Origin of the sequence: Mucilaginibacter gossypii, assembly GCF_900100945.1 — a bacterium.
Taxonomy (GTDB): Bacteria; Bacteroidota; Bacteroidia; order Sphingobacteriales; family Sphingobacteriaceae; genus Mucilaginibacter; species Mucilaginibacter gossypii.
Genome location: NZ_FNCG01000004.1, coordinates 221,261 through 239,813, shown reverse-complemented (window position 1 = coordinate 239,813; position 18,553 = coordinate 221,261). Strand labels below are relative to the sequence as shown.

The 18,553-nt window shown below is 43.5% G+C and carries 20 protein-coding genes; 14 read left to right on the top strand and 6 right to left on the bottom strand.

All coding sequences use genetic code 11. The annotated features are described in order from the left end of the window. Nucleotides 1-95 precede the first annotated feature (95 nt). The 8 genes from hemC to hemJ all read left to right on the top strand — a co-directional run bounded on the left by hemC (nt 96) and on the right by hemJ (nt 8,448). Complete coding sequence (hemC, locus tag BLS28_RS10035; protein WP_091165548.1) at nt 96-1,670, top strand: hydroxymethylbilane synthase; 1,575 nt, start codon at nt 96-98, stop codon at nt 1,668-1,670. 93 nt (nt 1,671-1,763) lie between these two features. Further along, entirely contained in the window at nt 1,764-2,735 is a 972-nt protein-coding gene (hemB, locus tag BLS28_RS10030; protein WP_091165545.1) for a porphobilinogen synthase, read from the top strand. A 242-nt stretch (nt 2,736-2,977) separates the two neighbouring features. Beyond that, a complete protein-coding gene (hemL, locus tag BLS28_RS10025; protein WP_091165543.1) occupies nt 2,978-4,345 on the top strand; it encodes a glutamate-1-semialdehyde 2,1-aminomutase in 1,368 nt (455 codons plus the stop codon). An 87-nt stretch (nt 4,346-4,432) separates the two neighbouring features. Beyond that, on the top strand, nt 4,433-5,308 hold the full coding sequence (locus tag BLS28_RS10020) for a sensor histidine kinase (protein ID WP_090529091.1): 876 nt from the start codon (nt 4,433-4,435) through the stop codon (nt 5,306-5,308). A gap of 15 nt (nt 5,309-5,323) precedes the next feature. Continuing rightward, nucleotides 5,324-6,031, top strand: a complete 708-nt coding sequence (locus tag BLS28_RS10015) for a response regulator transcription factor (RefSeq protein ID WP_091166941.1) — start codon at nt 5,324-5,326, stop codon at nt 6,029-6,031. Further along, nucleotides 6,031-6,561: a hypothetical protein gene (locus tag BLS28_RS10010; RefSeq protein ID WP_091165537.1), complete on the top strand. Its 531-nt coding sequence runs from the start codon at nt 6,031-6,033 to the stop codon at nt 6,559-6,561. Before BLS28_RS10015 ends, BLS28_RS10010 begins: the two co-directional genes overlap by 1 nt. A gap of 215 nt (nt 6,562-6,776) precedes the next feature. Then, nucleotides 6,777-7,802 carry a uroporphyrinogen decarboxylase gene (gene hemE, locus BLS28_RS10005; protein WP_091165534.1) on the top strand — a complete coding sequence of 342 codons (1,026 nt, stop codon included), beginning with the start codon at nt 6,777-6,779 and terminating at the stop codon, nt 7,800-7,802. A gap of 112 nt (nt 7,803-7,914) precedes the next feature. Continuing rightward, nucleotides 7,915-8,448, top strand: a complete 534-nt coding sequence (gene hemJ / locus BLS28_RS10000; protein WP_091165531.1) for a protoporphyrinogen oxidase HemJ — start codon at nt 7,915-7,917, stop codon at nt 8,446-8,448. Nucleotides 8,449-8,451: 3 nt separating this feature from the next. Here the strand turns inward: hemJ and vapC are convergent, their stop codons facing one another. Both vapC and BLS28_RS09990 read right to left on the bottom strand, forming a co-directional pair. Next, nucleotides 8,452-8,856, bottom strand: a complete 405-nt coding sequence (gene vapC / locus BLS28_RS09995) for a type II toxin-antitoxin system VapC family toxin (protein ID WP_091165528.1) — start codon at nt 8,854-8,856, stop codon at nt 8,452-8,454. Beyond that, nucleotides 8,856-9,035: a type II toxin-antitoxin system VapB family antitoxin gene (locus tag BLS28_RS09990; protein ID WP_091166939.1), complete on the bottom strand. Its 180-nt coding sequence runs from the start codon at nt 9,033-9,035 to the stop codon at nt 8,856-8,858. Before BLS28_RS09990 ends, vapC begins: the two co-directional genes overlap by 1 nt. A 155-nt stretch (nt 9,036-9,190) precedes the next feature. On the opposite strand from BLS28_RS09990, the gene BLS28_RS09985 reads away from it, so the two are divergent. From BLS28_RS09985 to BLS28_RS09970, 4 genes are all read left to right on the top strand, one after another. Continuing rightward, nucleotides 9,191-9,760 carry an RNA polymerase sigma factor gene (locus tag BLS28_RS09985; protein ID WP_091166936.1) on the top strand — a complete coding sequence of 190 codons (570 nt, stop codon included), beginning with the start codon at nt 9,191-9,193 and terminating at the stop codon, nt 9,758-9,760. Next, nucleotides 9,744-10,538, top strand: coding sequence for a hypothetical protein (locus BLS28_RS09980; RefSeq protein ID WP_091165525.1), 795 nt, complete (start codon nt 9,744-9,746; stop codon nt 10,536-10,538). Before BLS28_RS09985 ends, BLS28_RS09980 begins: the two co-directional genes overlap by 17 nt. A gap of 32 nt (nt 10,539-10,570) precedes the next feature. Continuing rightward, on the top strand, nt 10,571-11,401 hold the full coding sequence (locus tag BLS28_RS09975) for an outer membrane beta-barrel protein (RefSeq protein ID WP_091165522.1): 831 nt from the start codon (nt 10,571-10,573) through the stop codon (nt 11,399-11,401). 213 nt (nt 11,402-11,614) lie between these two features. Further along, a complete protein-coding gene (locus tag BLS28_RS09970; protein ID WP_091165520.1) occupies nt 11,615-12,613 on the top strand; it encodes an ABC transporter ATP-binding protein in 999 nt (332 codons plus the stop codon). A 418-nt stretch (nt 12,614-13,031) separates the two neighbouring features. On the opposite strand, the gene BLS28_RS09960 is transcribed toward BLS28_RS09970, so the two are convergent. Then, nucleotides 13,032-13,343: a hypothetical protein gene (locus tag BLS28_RS09960; RefSeq protein ID WP_139159988.1), complete on the bottom strand. Its 312-nt coding sequence runs from the start codon at nt 13,341-13,343 to the stop codon at nt 13,032-13,034. A gap of 236 nt (nt 13,344-13,579) precedes the next feature. Here BLS28_RS09960 and BLS28_RS09955 point away from each other — a divergent pair, with 236 nt between their 5' ends. Both BLS28_RS09955 and BLS28_RS09950 read left to right on the top strand, forming a co-directional pair. Next, complete coding sequence (locus BLS28_RS09955) at nt 13,580-14,695, top strand: sensor histidine kinase (protein ID WP_091165512.1); 1,116 nt, start codon at nt 13,580-13,582, stop codon at nt 14,693-14,695. Then, entirely contained in the window at nt 14,692-15,429 is a 738-nt protein-coding gene (locus tag BLS28_RS09950; protein WP_091165509.1) for a LytR/AlgR family response regulator transcription factor, read from the top strand. The genes BLS28_RS09955 and BLS28_RS09950 overlap by 4 nt, the downstream gene beginning before the upstream one ends. 192 nt (nt 15,430-15,621) lie before the next feature. Here BLS28_RS09950 and BLS28_RS09945 read toward each other — a convergent pair whose 3' ends face one another. The 3 genes from BLS28_RS09945 to BLS28_RS09935 all read right to left on the bottom strand — a co-directional run bounded on the left by BLS28_RS09945 (nt 15,622) and on the right by BLS28_RS09935 (nt 18,383). Then, nucleotides 15,622-17,031, bottom strand: coding sequence for an ATP-dependent DNA helicase (locus BLS28_RS09945; protein WP_091165506.1), 1,410 nt, complete (start codon nt 17,029-17,031; stop codon nt 15,622-15,624). A gap of 12 nt (nt 17,032-17,043) precedes the next feature. Further along, nucleotides 17,044-17,361: an NIPSNAP family protein gene (locus BLS28_RS09940; RefSeq protein ID WP_091165504.1), complete on the bottom strand. Its 318-nt coding sequence runs from the start codon at nt 17,359-17,361 to the stop codon at nt 17,044-17,046. A 179-nt stretch (nt 17,362-17,540) separates the two neighbouring features. Continuing rightward, a complete protein-coding gene (locus BLS28_RS09935) occupies nt 17,541-18,383 on the bottom strand; it encodes an oxidoreductase (protein ID WP_091165501.1) in 843 nt (280 codons plus the stop codon). Nucleotides 18,384-18,553: the final 170 nt, after the last annotated feature.

Here is an 18,553-nt window from a genome sequence, read left to right as displayed (position 1 = left end):
CAGTCATTTTGTTGCAATTAACAATAATTCATTAAGTTGTTGTACCTTATCATCGGCATAAAAAATTAAATTTGCAGCCGCAAACATTCATTCTTTTGGACAGAAAACTGATTATAGGAACCCGTGGCAGTGAATTGGCTTTATGGCAGGCCAATTTCGTTAAAGACAGCCTTGCTGCCATTAATATCACCGCCGAGTTAAAGATCATTAAAACCCAGGGCGACCGCATCCTGAACCTCAGCTTTGACAAGTTGGAGGGTAAAGGCTTTTTTACCAAAGAATTAGAAGAAGAGTTAATAGCCGGCACTATTGATATCGCGGTCCACTCACATAAGGACCTGCCTACTGAAAATCCTCCGGGACTCATCATCGCTGCAGTTTCAGAACGGGAAGACCCGGCTGAACTGTTGTTGATCCTGAAAGATTGTGTCGATGTGCATCAAAAATTGTCTGTTAAATACGGTGCTATTGTGGGCACTTCGTCAAACCGCCGCAAAGCGCAATTGCTGGCCCACCGCCCCGATCTTGAAATTGAAGAACTTCGCGGTAACGTGCCCACCCGTATTGGTAAGCTGCGCGATGAAAAATATGATGCCATTATGCTGGCTAAAGCCGGCGTTACCCGTTTAGGCCTCGACCTGAGCGAGTTTCATGTAGAAGAGATCACCCCGGTTGAACTGATCCCGGCTCCTGCTCAAGGCGCTTTGGCTATCCAGATCCGTGAAACCGATCATGAGCTGTTTAATGCACTACAGGCATTACACCATACTGATGTAGCCGAAGAGCTGGCTGTTGAACGTACCGTATTGAAATTATTTGGCGGTGGTTGCCACTTGCCTTTAGGCTGTTACTGCCGCAAAGAAGATGGTCTTTTCCAGGTGTTTACTTCTAAAGCCAACGAAGGCGATGAATTTCCGGACAGGTTGTTTTTAGAAGCGCCAACTACCGAAGGTTTGGCTGAGAAGGTAGTAGCCAAATTTGCAAAAGAACGTAAGCATCCATCAAGTGTATTCATTTCGCGCGAGCTTGGCGAACAAAGCTATTTCCGCAAAGCGCTTGAAAAACATGGCATTGCAATAGAAGACCGTTCGCTCATCCGTACGGTGCCGGTAATCACCCGCTTTGACTCATACATATTAAAAAATATTGACTGGGTATTCTTCTCCAGCAAAAACGCTGTTGAATACTTTTTCCAGTTAAACCCACAATTCCCTAAAAAGGTAAAATTTGGGGTAATGGGCAGCGGCAGCGAAGAAATGCTGCGCCGCAAAGGTCACTTTACCGACTATGTTGGCGAAGGTACCGATACTGCCGAAGTAGCTGAAGAATTTGCCAAGCTGGCTAACGGTAAGATTGTGCTATTCCCCGGAGCCGAAAGCCCGATGAGGAGTATTCAGCAAGGCTTATCTGCCGATACCAAGATCATCGACCTGCCCGTATATGAAACCGTACTGGAAGAAGATGTGGAAGCCAGCGGTGCAGATGTGATGGTGTTTACCAGTCCATCGAACGTGGAAGCCTACTTTGCCGATAATTTGCTCGACCCTTACCAAAAGGTAGTGGCCATAGGCAAATCAACCGGCAAAAAATTTGACGAAATGGGTGTAAAATACACGCTCCCCTACTCGCCCGACGAAGTTGGGCTGGCAGAGGCAGTGTTTGGACTTTAATTGAAGTCCATGGTCGATGGTCGATAGTCCATAGACTTTAAAAGCATATTATTTTGACCATGGACTATCGACCATGGTCTATGGACCAAAGTTATGTTACAACGACCAAGAAGGAACCGCAAAAATGAAGTGATCCGCCAGATGGTGCAGGAAACGCATGTTAGCGCTGCTAACCTGATTTTCCCGCTGTTTATTATTGATGGCGTAAACCAGAAAAGCGAAGTGGCATCAATGCCGGGCATTTTCCGCTATTCTATCGATAACCTGCTGCGCGAAATTGAAAGCTGCCTTAAACTGGGCTTAAACTCTTTCGACCTGTTCCCTAATATTGCCGAGGAGTTGAAGGACAAATTTGCTACGGAAAGCTACCGCGACAAGAGTTTGTATCTGCGTGCTATCCGCGAGGTAAAGAAAAACTTCCCTGAAGCCTGTGTAATTACCGACGTTGCTATGGATCCATACAGTAGCGACGGCCACGACGGCATTGTGGAAAACGGCGAGATCCTGAACGACGAAACGCTTGACATTTTAGGCAAAATGGCTTTGGCTCATGCACAGTCAGGCGCCGATATCATTGCCCCTTCGGATATGATGGACGGTCGCGTGGGTTACATCCGCAATGTATTGGACGATAATGGTTTTACCAATGTGTCTATCATGTCGTACTCGGCTAAATACGCCAGCGCTTTTTATGGCCCGTTCAGAGATGCCTTGAATTCGGCACCAAAGTTTGGTGATAAAAAAACCTACCAGATGAACCCGGCCAATCAACGCGAAGCTTTGATAGAGGCTGAACTGGATGAACTGGAAGGTGCTGACTTTTTAATGGTAAAACCGGCCCTACCCTACCTTGACGTTATTAAACTGATAAAAGATAATACCGAATTGCCTGTTGCAGCCTACAACGTAAGCGGCGAATATGCCATGATCAAAGCTGCTATACAACGCGGCTGGCTAAACGAGCAGCGTGCCATTACCGAGGTACTTACCAGTATCCGCCGTGCCGGTGCAACTGCTATTTTAACCTACCATGCCAAAGAGGTTTTGGAGAATAAGTGGTTGTAGGTAGAGGCGAAAGGAAAAAGGTTAAAGGCGAAAGGTTAGAAGCCAAGCAGTATCACCGCCGTCATGCCGAATTTATTTCGATTTGCTTAGCATGATTGCTTAGCGGATGTGGTGCTGAAACAAGTTCAGCATGACATCAATTATAATTACGACTTGGGTAGATGCCAAGTAAAAGGCTCAGGCCTTCAATAATTTGATAAAACAGCTTTAAGCCTTTGGCTTTCAGCTTTAAGCTCATAACAATGTTCGATTCAATAAAAAAGATGTTTTCTGCAGAGGATGAACCGGTAAATACTACGGGCAAGCCCGATATCAGTCGTGAAAAATCGGCCGAGTTGTATGCTAAGGCGCAAACGTATTTCCCGGGTGGGGTTAACTCACCGGTAAGGGCTTTCAAATCTGTTTATGGCACGCCGCTGTTTATTCAAAAAGGTGATGGGAGTCATATCTGGGATGCCGACGGTAACGAATTTATCGATTACTGCTGCTCATGGGGGCCACTGATCCTTGGCCACAACAATGCAAAAGTAAGGGAAAAAGTTATCGAGGTAATGCAAAACGGCATGAGCTTCGGCGCCCCTACCGCATTAGAGAATGAGCTAGCCGAGCTGATCCTGAAAAACAATAAGTTTATTGAAAAGATCCGTTTTGTAAGCTCTGGTACTGAGGCTGTAATGTCGGCAATCAGGTTGGCCAGGGGATATACCAAACGCGATAAGATCCTGAAATTTGAAGGCTGCTATCATGGCCATGCCGATGCTTTACTGGTGAAAGCCGGTTCGGGCCTGGTTACCTTCGGCGAAACTTCATCAGCCGGTGTACCTAAATCTGTTGCCGACGAAACTATCGTTGTAGCACTTAATGATAAAGAAGCATTAGCTAAAGCTTTTGAAGAATTTAAAGGCCAGATTGCCGCTGTAATCATTGAGCCGGTGCCGGCAAATAACGGTTTGCTGTTGCAGGAAAAAGAATACCTGCAATACCTGCGCGACATCTGTACGCAAAACGGCACCATGCTGATATTTGATGAGGTGATCTCCGGTTTCCGCGTTGGCTTTGAAGGCGCTGCCGGTTATTACCAAATCAAACCAGATATCATCACTTACGGTAAAATTATCGGTGGCGGTATGCCGGTTGGCGCTTATGGTTCGTCGGCAGCTATTATGAGCAATATCTCGCCAGAGGGTTCGGTTTACCAGGCGGGTACCTTATCAGGCAACCCGGTTGCCATGGGTGCCGGTATTGCCCAATTAAGTGAACTGCTGCGCACAGGCTTTTACCGCGACCTTAACAATAAAACAGAAGAGTTCGTAGAAGCCATTCAGCGTTTTGCTACCGCCCGCAATTACAAGTTTAAGGTGTTTGGCATTGGCTCCATATTTTGGTTTGCTTTTACAGATAAAGAGTATATTCGTAAAGCCGAAGATATTGATGTATCAAGCATGGAAAAATTCAAAAAGTTCCACCGCGAATTGTTGAACAGGGGCATTTATTTAGGCCCGTCGGGGTATGAGGTTGGCTTTATATCATCAGCCCATACCAAAACAGACCTGGAGAAAACAAAACGTGCTATATTTGATAGTTTGGATTTAGTATTTAACGGTAAATAACCCCACCCAACCCTCCCCAAAGGGGAGGACTAAAAAAAATAAAGTCTTGAAGTCTCCTCCTTTGGAGGAGATTTAGAGGAGGTTGATATGAAAAAGTCATTTGTTATTTTTTACGCGCTCATCACCTACGCCGTTGCCGAACTGGTATGGTGGGGCTATATGCTGGTTACGCTGCAACCGCGCCGTACCGGTATGATCCTGGGCGAAGGGGCCATGTTTGTGGCCGTATTTTTAATTGGCGCCATTAACCTGCACCGTTCTTTCAATAAAGAACGGAGGTTACAGGAGCAGAAAAAGAACTTCCTGCTTTCGGTTACGCATGAGCTGAAGTCACCGCTGGCATCTATTAAAATCCTGCTGCAAACTATCCAGAAACGCCATCTAACCAAAGAACAACTGCTTGATTTTATTGAAAAATCATTGAACGATGTTGAGCGTTTGGATGACATGGTTGAGAATATGCTGCTTGCATCTAAGATCGAAAACCGCTCATACAGTTTCCCTAAGGCCAGCTTTAACCTTTCGGTTTTGGTTGATAGCATTGTTAACCGCCTGCAGATCTCCAAATGCGATTGCAACCAGCAGATCATAGAGGCCGAGATTGAGCCTAAGGTGGAGATTGTGGGCGATAAATTTGCCCTTACATCAGTAGTAACCAATTTGATAGAAAACGCTGTAAAATATTCGAGCCCCTGCTCATCCGTTGGGGTAAAGCTGTTTTCGAAAGATGATAAAGTTTACTTGCAGGTATCTGATCATGGTATCGGCATAGCCGACGAGGAGAAAACCCGCATTTTTGACCGTTTTTACCGCGTAGGCAGTGAAGAAACCCGTAACACCAAAGGCACCGGACTGGGTCTTTATATTGTTAAGGAGGTGTTGGATAAACACCAGGCCAGCATCAGGGTTAAAGATAACCGCCCTGCTGGTAGTATTTTTGAAGTTACATTTGGACTAACCTAAATTTAAGACATGAATATGCCAAACAAAAAAAGAATTTTATTGGCCGAAGACGAAGAGCATTTGTTAGAAGCAATTAAGCTTAACCTTGAGCTGGAAGGTTACAAGGTTTCTCCGGCCAAAAACGGCAAAAAAGCTTTACAGCTATTTAAAGAGGAACGCTTTAACCTGGTGATATTGGACGTAATGATGCCCGAAATTGACGGCTTTGTTGTTGCCGAAACCATCAGGCTTGAAAATACAGAAGTACCTATCATGTTCCTTACGGCTAAAAACACCAATGAGGACAAGATCTCGGGCTTAAAAAAAGGCGCTGATGATTATCTTACCAAACCGTTTAACCTCGAGGAGCTTATTTTAAGGGTGAACAACCTGGTGAAACGCAGCCTGAAAGGTGAAGACCTGAAAGAGTTTAACAGCTATAAAATAGGTGATAAAACCATCCATTTTAACTCATTTGAGCTGGTTAACGAAGATGGCTCCATTACCGCCCTTACCAAAAAGGAAACCATGCTGCTTAAATTGTTGATTGAGCGTCGTAATGACGCCGTATCGCGCGAGCAGATCCTGGAAACCGTTTGGAATTATGACGTTTATCCGTCAACCCGTACTATCGACAATTTTATCCTAACCTTCCGTAAGTACTTTGAACCAGATCCTAAAAACCCGGTTTATTTCCATTCCATTCGTGGCGTTGGGTATAAATTTACCGATAACCAGCATTAATGTTCAGTAACAGGACACGTATATTTATTGCGTTTATATTTCTGCTGTCGTTAGGTATATTGGTATATTTTCATATTTATGAGCTTGCGGCAGTTGCAGCTATGATGATTATCCTACTTATCTGGGATTATTTCAGACAGGGTACGTTGGTTGTAGCATCCAAACATTTTCATGTAAAGGATTATGATAAAACCGCGGCTTCATTAAACGAGATCATGAAACCCGAATGGCTCAGCAAAAACCGCAGGGGGTATTATGAGTTTATATACGGCGGTTTATGCCTGCAAAGGCAGGATTTTGAAGGGGCAGAAATGCACTATGAAATAGCGGCACAATACCCTTTGCGTTCGGTTAATGACCACGTAGCCGCTTTGGTTAGTGTAGCCAATATCAGCATCAGGCGTGGTAATTTTGAAAAAGCGAAAGCTTACCTGCAGTTAACCGAGCAGTATAAAGAAAAAGTAACAGCCAAAATGAGGGAAGTGATAAGCCGCCTTCAGCAGGAGCTTCAGAAAGAATCAAGACAGTAAGGAACAAGAATCAAGACTATAAGAGTCGAGATACAAGAAATAAGATAAAGAGACGGGAGGAAAGAGGAAAGAGTAAGGAGGCAAAACGAAAAGAGCTATCAGGCGAGAAGATAAGAAAAAAAGAGAACGGTTCTCTTCTTGATTCTTTTTTTCTTGCATCTTGACTCTTGGTTTCTTGCATCTTGACTCTTGATTTCTTGCTTCTAACATAAAATATGAGAGATTCGTTATTAATAAAAGCGGCATTTTCGGAGCAAACAGAACGCCCACCAGTTTGGATGATGAGGCAGGCAGGCCGCTTTATGAAAGAGTATTGGGACATTAAAAACAAATACTCGTTCCTTGAAATGTGCAAAACACCGGAGATAGCCGCCGATGTTACCATGCTACCGGTTGATCTGTTAGGAATTGACGGTGCGATTTTGTTTTCAGATATCCTGGTAACGGGTGAAGCCATGGGCGGCGACCTAAGTTTCAACGCAGGTGTTGGTCCGCTGTTTGCCAACCCTGTACGTACACAAGCCGATATCGATAACCTGCAAACTGATGTTATTGATAAGCTGCAATATGTTGCAGATGCTATTAAGGTGATTCAACAGCGCCTTGGCGGCCGTATTCCGCTTATCGGTTTTGCCGGTGCGCCATTTACCGTAATGAGCTACCTTGTTGAAGGCGGATCTTCAAAAGATTTTAAACGCACCAAACTGATGCTGCACAATGAGCCCGAAATGGCCCATCAACTGTTATCAAAAATTGCCACTGTCACAGCAGATTATCTGAACATGCAGATTGCTGCGGGCGTAAATGCTGTACAGATCTTTGACAGTTGGGCGCAAGCTTTGGCATGGGATGATTATAAAGAATTTAGTCACCGTTATATTGCGGAGATCATCAGCAAACTAAACCGTAAAGATATCCCGGTGATTTCTTTCTGTAAAGGCAGCTCGGTTTTTGCACCGCTAATGGCAGAGGCTAAGCCAGATGTAATTTCTATCGATTGGAATGTCGATCTGTTAGATATCAAAAAACGTTTACCGGCAGGTATTGCGGTACAGGGTAACCTTGATCCGCATATCCTTTATGCCGATAAAAAAGTAATTAAAGAACGCATCTACCGCCTGTTCGACCGAATGAAAGGCGAAAACGGCTTCATTTTTAACCTGGGTCACGGCATTATGCCTGATATCCCGTTTGACAACGTGAAGTACGCGGTAGAAGTGATAAAAGAATACAGAAATTAAGAATAAAGCCAACATGTCATTGCGAGCGATAACGTGGCAATCCCGAACTATGCAAGTCGCTCTGTAAAGTTCGCGATTGCTTCGTTCCTCGCAATGACATGTATTAATTGACATGTACGATTACATAAAAGCTATACATATCATTTTTGTGGTCTGCTGGATGGCGGGGTTATTTTATAGCGTACGTTTATTTATTTATCATACCGAAGCCCAGGATAAGCCCGAGCCGGATCGTACTATATTGTCTAAACAATTCGAAATCATTGAACGCAAGTTATGGAATATCATAACTATCCCCTCAATGTACCTTACTATAGCAGCTGGCACAACGATGCTTATCCTCAAGCCAATTTGGCTTCAATTTGGATGGATGCATATCAAACTGACCTTTGTTGTGGCTTTAGTGATCTATCATTTCATCTGCCAAAATAAAATAAAACAGATGCGTAACGGCGTATTCAAATGGACATCCATTCAGCTCCGCTTGTGGAATGAAGTTGCTACCATTTTTCTGTTCGCCATTGTTTTCCTTGTGGTGCTTAAGAGCGCTTTGAATTGGATCTTTGGTGTTGTTGGCCTGGTATCGTTGGCTGTAATACTGATGATAGCGGTTAAGATTTATAAAAGATATAGGGAGAAGAAGTAACTCTTAAGTGAAGTTCATTACTTTTAAAGATGAATGTGCTGCGATGAAATAAAAATCCCTATCGTCATTTAAAAGGATTACTTTATTTTTTATAGCGTAAACAGCAATGAGACAATCGTTTGGTTTACGTACAGTAATGCCTCTTTTTCTTAAATCACGGTATAAGCTTGCGGCTTCAGTAGCGGCTACATAAGGATCTCCTTTTAGTTTAGTCATACTATCAAAATAAGATTTAATCTTCTTTACTTCGGCTTCTGAGACTACACCTTGTAAAATCTCTTGCATTATTGTAGGACAAGTTGCCACTACCATATTTGCCAAATTATTCCTTAAAAATTTACTTGAATCTGTTTCAATTCCTTTGAAAAAATTGACCCATACGGATGTATCTACCAAAATAATATCCATTATTCAAAAGCCTTATCATCGAGTTCAACCTTCCCCCATAATTCAGCAAGCTTCTTTTGATTTTCAATTGTAACATATAACTTCAAAGCTTCTTCAATTACTGCTTTCTTTGTTTTTATATTACCCAATTTCTGAGCTTTAGCGATTAGCTCATCATTAATATCTACATTCGTTCTCATACACATAAATTTTAATAAATATACACAAAAACCATCAAATAAAATATCTATTCTTACATTCTCTTTATACCTCATTCTTGCGTTAAAACTAATTACCAAAATATTTCCATCACCATGCAACCATTTGCATCACTCTTCCATCTTACTTATAAATGATGTTTTTGGAACCTAAATATACCATTCACCAACTGATAGACCGCTGCCGGGCCGGCGAGCGGAAGGCGCAGGAACTGCTTTACAAACAGTTTGCCTCAAAAATGCTGGGGGTGTGTATGCGCTATGCCACCGACCGCATGGAGGCCGAAGATATGTTGCAGAATGGCTTTATAAGGGTTTTCCACAAAATGGATGATTACCGGGGCGATGGTTCATTTGAGGGCTGGGTTAGGCGCATCATGGTTCACAGTTCAATTGAATACTATCGCAAACATCATAAAATGATGCAGATAATTGATATTGACGAGGCAGGGCATGAGCCATCGGTTAATCCAATAGCAGCGGCCAACCTGGATGCAAAGGTGCTGATGGGCATGATACAGCAGCTGGCACCAGGATACCGGATAGTATTTAACCTTTACGCGCTGGAAGGCTATTCGCACAAAGAGATAGCGGAGATTGTAGGCATTACCGAGGGTGCCTCTAAATCACAGCTGTCAAGGGCTCGTACAATATTGAAAGAACAAATTGCTAAAATAGAGGGCAAAAGTTATGGATATGCAGGATAAGGAACTGGACAGGCTGTTTCAACAAAAGCTTGATGACCTGGAAATACAACCGTCGGCCCATGTATGGCAGGGCATCAACGCCGAATTAAACGCCGGCAGGCGTAAAGGAATATTATTGCCTTTGCTAAGCGCAGCAGCAGGTGTTATATTAGTGATCACCGCAGGTATCCTGTTTATCCCTAAACAAAGAGTTAAACATAATGACCATCCAACAGAAATAGTTAAAACCCATCAACCGGTAAAACAATCCGTTGCAGTTACAGTTGAGCCTGTGGTACCTCCAACCCCGGCGCAAAACAAAGTACCCGCAAATCCGGTTATAGCACCTGTTAATACTATAGCGCAACTTAATAAAACCAAAATAAAAAGCAATTTGACACCATCTGTATCACAGCCGGTAAATCCTATCCCCTCACCTGTAACCGCCCATACAGATGAACCATTATTAGCAAATGCCCCTGCCGCAGATTATCCTGTTGTTAACGCCGCAGCCCCGGATACAGCAGCCAGGATCAGCCCGAAATCAACCATCATTGCCAGCGACAACACACAGCCGATATTGATAGCCCAGGTACCGCCGCATGCCGTTCCTGCTACAGCAAAATCTGTAAAAAGGCACCGCATCCGCAGCCTTGGCGATGTTTTTAACGTTGTGATAGCCGCTGTTGATAAACGTAAAGACAAAGTAATTGAATTCAGTAATACCGATGAAGACGATGCCACTATTACAGGCCTGAACCTGGGCTTTATTAAAGTAAAAAAAGAGAAAGACAAATAATATCTTAGCGAACTATAGACATACCACAACATATGAAACGCCTTATTTTTACCATCACAATATGCCTTGCCGCAAGCTTTGGTTTTGCTCAAAGCACACCTGCCGATTCTGCACAAAACACCACCGATACCACTACACATAAAAAGCATGTTAAAGTAAAACTTGGCTTTGGCGATGACGTAACCCAGGTTAACATTAATAATGATGAGCCTGATACCACCTATCACGCACACAAAGCGCCGGGCTTTTCATTCGGGGTAACCTTTTCGAGGATCGACCTTGGTTTTGCTACGCTGATTGACAACGGGAGCTTTACTTTATCCGACAAAAACAAATTTTTAAGCTACCGCCAGTGGAAAACAAGCAACTTTGGCTTTGACGTACTGCAATTTGGTTATCGCTTTAACAGTGCTTTCAAAATCTATGTATCCGGCGGTTTCGACTGGACCCATATCCGCTTACGTAATGATATCACCATACAGCGTAACGCGCCGGTGCTCACCTACGTTCAGGACAGTATCCACTTCAGCAAAAACCGTTTTTCATCAACCTACCTTCGCATACCGCTATCGTTCTATTACCGCAGCCATGAAGATGACCGGGGGAATTATTTCAGGTTAGTTGCCGGTCCGGAGATTGGCATCTTGCTTAACGGCCGCGTAAAACAAATCAGTGAGGAAAATGGCAAGCAAAAATTTAACGACGACTATCATTTTGCCAAACTGCGCAAAGGCGTGTTTGTACGCATGGGATACGGCATCATGGGTCTTTATGCCAAGTATTACTTCAACGATATGTTTGAAAACAGCCCGGATCAAAAAGGCTTGAGAAACTTCTCGTTTGGATTGACTTTTGGCTTCTGACCGCTGATTTAAGGTGATTGCGTTGATTTCGCTGATTATTTTTGGTTGTGAATGATTAAAATGATTTGATAATCTTCAGCAAGCTCCCATCTCGAAAACGATCGGTGTAATCAATAAAATAGGTGTAATCATAAAAGCAATCAATGTAATCCCAGAAAAGAAATCAACGTAATCAACGTAATCATAACCATCAACGGTTTATCTTTGCCCCTGATGTCAGAGATTCCTTTTTTGCAGGCAGTTGCCATAAGTAAAATATACCCGGGAAAACAGCAGGCCGGTGTAAAAAAAACCGGGCTCATTATTGAGCCGGGCAAAATCACCGCCATTATTGGCGAAAGTGGCAGCGGTAAAAGCACTTTACTACGCTTGTTATATGGATTGCTCTCACCCGATGAAGGCACCGTTTACTTTAAAGGTGAACGCATTTGGGGCCCTGAAGAAAAGCTGATCCCCGGTCATGATGCCATGAAAATGGTAACCCAGCATACCGATGATCTTAACCTGTTTGCCAAAGTTTGGGATAACGTGGCTGCTATGCTGCCGGCAACAGATCTCAAAGCCAAACAGGAGAAAACTGAAAGGGTGCTTAAACAGCTCAACATGTTTGCCATGGCCGATAAGCGGGTGGCCGACCTGAGCGGCGGCGAAAAGCAACGCGTAGCCATTGCAAGGGCCATCATTACCCATCCTCAGGTACTACTGCTCGATGAGCCTTTTAACCAGGTTGACACTTCATTCAGAGAAGGTTTACAGCATGATATCAGGCAGATAGTTAAAGAAATTGGATTAACTGTGATCATGGTATCCCATGACCCGGCCGAAGTACTATCGATGGCAGATGAGCTCATTGTTATAAACAAAGGAGAAATTGTTGAGCATGGCAATCCCAAGGCTCTATACAAACATCCCAAATCTCTTTATACGGCCCAATTGCTCACCAATTGCAACGTACTAACCGCTCATGAAGCCCGTTTTTGCGGCATTGACATAACCAAAGAATATGCGGTTGTTTATCCTGAGCAAATCAAAATTAAATTGATAGCGGCAACCAAAAGCTGGGTTGTTAAGCAGGTGTTGTTTAAAGGTTTTTATGAGGATCTGATCATTAGGCATGAAGATATTACCCTACGGGTTTTGAGCGAGGAAACCGGAAAGTATGCCGAGGGAGATTTGGTAGCGGTAAGGGTAGAGAAGTATTTGGAGTATTAATCCTACGATTAGGCTTACAAGGCAAGCAAGATATTTAGTTGTAGTTAACTGATATCGGCCCGCTCATTCGCCGCGGGTTGGCTTTGTTCTTTTTCTTGATAAAAAGAACCAAAAATCAAGTCAGCAGATAGGCTTCTTTGCGCTCAAGGCCTTTGCCCTGCAAACCGGGCATAACCACGGGCTGCAATTATTTTGCCCTGCTTCGCTCGCTCGTTGTCCCCGTTTCTGCAAAAACTTGCTATGCCCCTACAGCAGCACAGGCCGGCATTGTTCTGCCCGGTTTCGCCCGAAGCTTACCTGCTGACGGGGAACTGAAGACACAAGACGGTTAGATTTAAGAAAAAAGGATTCAAAAAATAAACCGGAGCCATACCTCGCGCTGGCTACCGGTTTTTTAAACGTATATTTAAAAAAGGTCTTAATGCCTTAAATCAAGGCTCAGCATTACCAGGTTTTTACTTTCAACATAGGCGGTGCGCTCGTTCAACCTGTCAAGGACCTGGTCAAGCGCCAGGCGGGTCTTTTTCTTTTTAATGTTGAGCTTACTATAAACTGTTTCTTCGTATATCAGCTTATTGTTATCGTTATAAAACTTAATGGTTTGCACGCGGGGCAAATTAATATTGTGTTCAACTACCCAAAAACCGCGTACGTTTGTTATTTTATTTTGAGCCTGCACCGCAGCTGCTGCAAATGCCAGGATACAAACTGTGATAATTAACTTTTTCATGGTGTTATTTTTAATATAAACTAAAATTAAGGACCCATAAAATGGCATGAAAATAGCGTAGGCACACAACCCGCCAGTTACGATTAACCGCATTTTAATACGACAAATAAAGATCCGACCTGAAAAATGCACCGAAGCAGCCTTACTCCAGGTAGTTCGTCATCAAATGATTGCAGTTTGTCGCACTTTTATCCTAAAAGCCGCCCAATTAAACTGTTTTACAGTAAATTAGCTATATGAATACCGGTTTCGATCTCCTGCTCAATAATATAAAGCTGCCGCGCTTTTGGCAGCACGTGATATTTTGGGTATTTGTATCGTTTTTTATCACGACGCTTTATTCGTTCCAGACCAATTTTTGGGTATCCTTACGCAATAACCTTTTGTACATGCCCATACAAATTGCGTATTACTATGCCATTGCCTACTGGCTGGTGCCCAAATACGTTTTTGAAAAGCGATATGTGATGTTTTTCATGATGCTGGTACCGCTTGTTTTTGCATGTATGTTTATCAGCCGTACCATCGGAATCCTTTTTGTTGCGCCCTACCTGATCAGGGTGATGCACGTAACAGATGCCGGTTATATTGCCTCCACCCAAAGTCCGTTTTTTGAGCAGTTAACAGATGGGCAAAGCCTGGTAAATTCATTTAAAGGGACTAACCTGTTTACTGGGTTTGTACTTGCTATTAAACTTTTTAAAATGTGGTATGAGCGCAAGCAGGCAGCATTAGAAGCCGAACTCAACGCGTTGAAAGCCCAGGTACATCCGCATTTTTTATTTAATACCCTTAATAACCTTTATTCATTAAGCCTCAACAACTCGCCAAAATCGCCGCAGGCTATTATTGGCCTGTCGGACCTGCTGCGCTATATGCTTTATGAATGCTCAGATAACGAAGTGCTTTTGGAGAAGGAAGTATTTATGATGCAGCAATATGTAAAGCTCGAAAAACTTCGCTATGAAGACCGCATCGACATTAACTTTACCATTACCGGTAATTTGAAAGATAAAACTATAGCCCCGCTGCTCATTTTACCTTTTATCGAAAATGCCTTTAAACATGGCACCAGCGAGCAGGTGGGCGCTACCTGGATCAATATTGATATTAGTGTTACACTAAACCACTTCAAGTTAAAAGTAGCCAACGGCAAACCCGAACGCTCTGTTGAAGAAGCCCATACGCCGGGACATATCGGGCTAAAGAACGTGACCAAAAGGCTCAACCTGCTGTATCCTCATACCTCACGGCTGAAGATCGTGAACGAAGAAGATACTTTTTTTGTGGCGCTTGACCTCGACCTGAAAATCATAAAACACGCTGCTGTACAACAAATGGTCACCGCATGAAAATCCGCACACTTATAGTAGACGATGAGCCGCATGCCATTGAGGTATTGAAAAACTATCTTGCGCGCTTCAGCGAGATGGAGGTCACCACTACCTGCAATGATGGTATTGAAGCATTTCGCCTCTTGCAACAAAAACCTATCGATTTGATGTTCCTGGATATTCAGATGCCGGGAATAAAAGGTACCGACCTGCTGAAAAGCCTCAAGAACCCGCCTAAAGTAATTTTCACCACCGCCTACAGCGAATACGCCCTTGATGGTTTTGAGCTCAATGCGGTTGACTACCTGTTAAAGCCAATTTCTTTTGAGCGCTTTTTGCGGGCTGTTGATAAGATCTATCAGCTTAACGAGCACAAAGGCAAACCTATGATTGCCCATGAAGAACCTGTAAGTGATACGCATACCTTCATCTATTTAAAAGTAGACCGTAAAACCATCAAGGTTAACATCAATGATATTTTATGGATAGAAAGCCTGCGCGACTATGTTAAGGTAGTAGCTGTAAATAACCATGTGCACATTACCCGGCAAAAGATCAGCCTGCTTGAAGAAATGCTGCCCGAGAGCAGGTTTGTACGGATCCACCGGTCGTTTATAGTTTCGTTGAACAAAATAGATTCTTTCTATGCCTACAGCATGGATGTAGCCGGGCATGAGTTACCTATCGGCCGTAATTATAAACAGGATGTGCAGAAGAAGTTGAAGAATGAGCGGTTGCAGATGGGGGGATAAAAACCTTAGAAGGTTACAAATGTTCGCTTTTTTCAGCTCGCGCTCGTTTGTAACGAGTGCGTAACCTGGGTTTGCGTTTATAACGCAAAGGCGATGCAATCGCCAAGCCACATTAAGCGTTCGTTGCAAACGAGCGCAAGATTAAATCGCACCAATCCCATGCTTTTTCTTATTCCTTTTTAACAGCTATTCCTACGCAACCCACCAATCATTTACCAAATTCAATTCATCTTTTGCGCGGGTAACGGCGGTGTACCACCATTTGCAAAGTTCGTAGTATGGCGAACCATACATGCTCTTATCCAAAAACAGGTAAACATTGTTCCACTCGCCTCCTTGGGCTTTATGACAGGTTACAGCATAACCGTACGAAACTTTAAGACAGTTGAGATAAGGGTCTTCGCGCATCGCCTCCCTATACTGTTCACTTTTTTGATGGAAGCCTTTTGCCTTCATCTGGTCATTAAAATCGATAATGAGCGCTTTGGATTGATCGTTAGTGAGATTTCCCTTTAAACTTTCAAGCGTATCTAAAGAAATCAGCATCTTAAACTCCTTCCCCGAAGCCAGCGCGGTAACCAACACTTTTTGAAATTTCAGCCCGAGCTTTTGTTCGGTTTCTTCAAGTTCATTCACAATTACAAAATCGCCGTTGGTGAGCGGTACCGAATAATTATTTTGTGTTACCAGCAGCACATCGCCCACCTGCAGGGGCACGTATCCCGAACCAAAAAGTTCGCGGCGCATGTCCCGGTTTATCATTTGAACTTTTTTATTACTGCGTGCTATGGCCAAACAACTATTGGGGCCTGCGGCCTTATAATTAGCTGCATAAAGGTTAAACATTATATCATCTGTAGCGTGAAGCTTTACGTTATTAAGGTTTGATGCCGGAATCTTCGGAAATTTGATGCGCTCCCGGCTTTCGCTCATGGTGCGGATAGCCGCCGCCAAAACCAAAATATCATTATCATCTTTATTGCGCTCTATTTTTGAGAGCTTAACCGATACCGGGAAACGTTGCTGTTTGGCCAGCCAGTCGGTATCAAGCGCCGGACTAAAGCTTTGCCCTACGGGTGGCAACTGGCAGGGATCGCCCACAAAAATAATCTTGCTTTTATTAGCCACCTGAAAAAAATCATAAAGCAGGATCCCCGAACCAAAAACGGCAAAGCCATTGCCCTCGGTAAGCGTGCCCGAAAGCATCGAAGCTTCATCAACAATATAAATGGTGGTTTCGGCGTCTGCAGAACGGGTTGTAAACTGCATGGTCATTTGTCCGGCCATGCCCGATGCTGAGCTTTCGGCCAATGTTTCCTCGTCAAGACCGTCTATCTTATCAAAATTATATAACTCGCCATGAACTGTTGAAGCGGAGAACCCCGTTTTGCCTCTTAAAACAGTAGCCGCCCTTCCCGTAGCTGCCAGCATACAAAACTTCCTTTCCTTTTCTTTAAGCCATTGAGCAATGTGCTGCATCAAAAAGGTTTTACCGGTACCTGCGTAACCCTTCAGTACAAAAACATCTGCTGCAGGATGGTCAAGAAACTTCTGAATTGCCTTGAAAGCAGCTTTTTGATCTGTATTTAAAGTAACCGGCACAGAGACTATTCTTTAATTAACAGGCACAAAACCGGCAAACAAATCACCGGCTTCCTTCAACGTATTTAGTGGAACGTAATCACAAACTTCAGCATATTCTCCCCACATTTGCTGCACTGCTTTATTATGATGGGCATTTGCAATAGCCTCCGCACTCAGCCATTCAAAAACTTCAATGATGGTGCCATCGGCAGCTTCCATGATGATTGATTCACGGTCGGTTACCAGCCCCTCCTGTTTGAGGCGGGGTACATGTGTTTTCAAGAGTTGCTTCAATGCCTCCTGTTTGCCCGGTTTGGGTTTATAGGCAACAATTACAATCTGTCCCATAGGCTTCCGTTTATTGTGGATGCAATTTACGAAAACGAAGAAGATTTTTAAATAGTGATGTCATTTCGACTACAGGGAGAAATCTTATACGCCGGTTTAGCGAACTTGCATGTCCGCCATAACAGGTGTACAGGATTTCTCCTCGTACCTCGTCGAAATGACATTTCCTTTGACTGCGATTACTCCCCCTCCGGAAAATCGGCGCCTACGGTAGTCGCCTCCCAGGTATCAAAATCCTTTTGTAACTCCTGCAGCTTATTGCGCGCCCCTTTCAATGCTGCTTTACCTAATAATAAACGCAAGGGCGGGTTTTCTGCTTCTACAGCGTCAACAATAGCTTTGGCAGCACGTTCCGGATCTCCCGGCTGCTTGCCGCTGTAGCCGCGGATATTATTTTTGTTTGTACCTGCTGTTTCTTTATAGTCGTCAATAACGATCTTACTGTTATTAGCCGAACGGCCGGCCCAGTCGGTACGGAAACCACTCGGTGCAATCACCGTAACTTTAATACCAAGATGTTTGGTTTCTTTAGATAGCGCTTCGGAATAACCGTCGACAGCAAATTTGGTTGCATTATAGAAACCTACTGCGGGAAAAGCCACTAATCCGCCTATAGAGGCGATATTAACCACATGGCCGCTTTTCTGCGCACGCATAATTGGCAAAACAGCTTTGGTCATGTTGGCAAGACCGAAGAAGTTAATCTCGAACATACGCCTTACTTCCTCCTCTTCACTCTCCTCGATAGCGCCAAAATAGCCGATGCCTGCATTGTTAACCAATACGTCAACAGTGCCGAATTTTTGTGTTATAGTATCAACACCCGCTTTGATATCATCCGCTTTTGTGACATCAAGCTTCAGAGCTATTGCTGTTTCAGGATAACCGTCAACGATATCTTTTATGTCATCTGTATTGCGCGCTGCAACACCGGCTCTATAACCTAATTGCAAAACAAGCTTTGCCAATTCCCTGCCAAAACCGGTTGAGCAACCAGTTATCAACCATACTTTATTTTTCATGATAGTTTGTGTTTGATATTGTAAAATAACGGTGTAGTATTCAATTGTTTGTCAGTTGAACTTCATTGTTGCATAAGCTGGCAATTATTAGTTATTTTTGTGTCAAATTAATAAAAATGCTACACCTGAACCCTAAATTAATTCTCTCAATTGCTTTTCTATTTAGTACA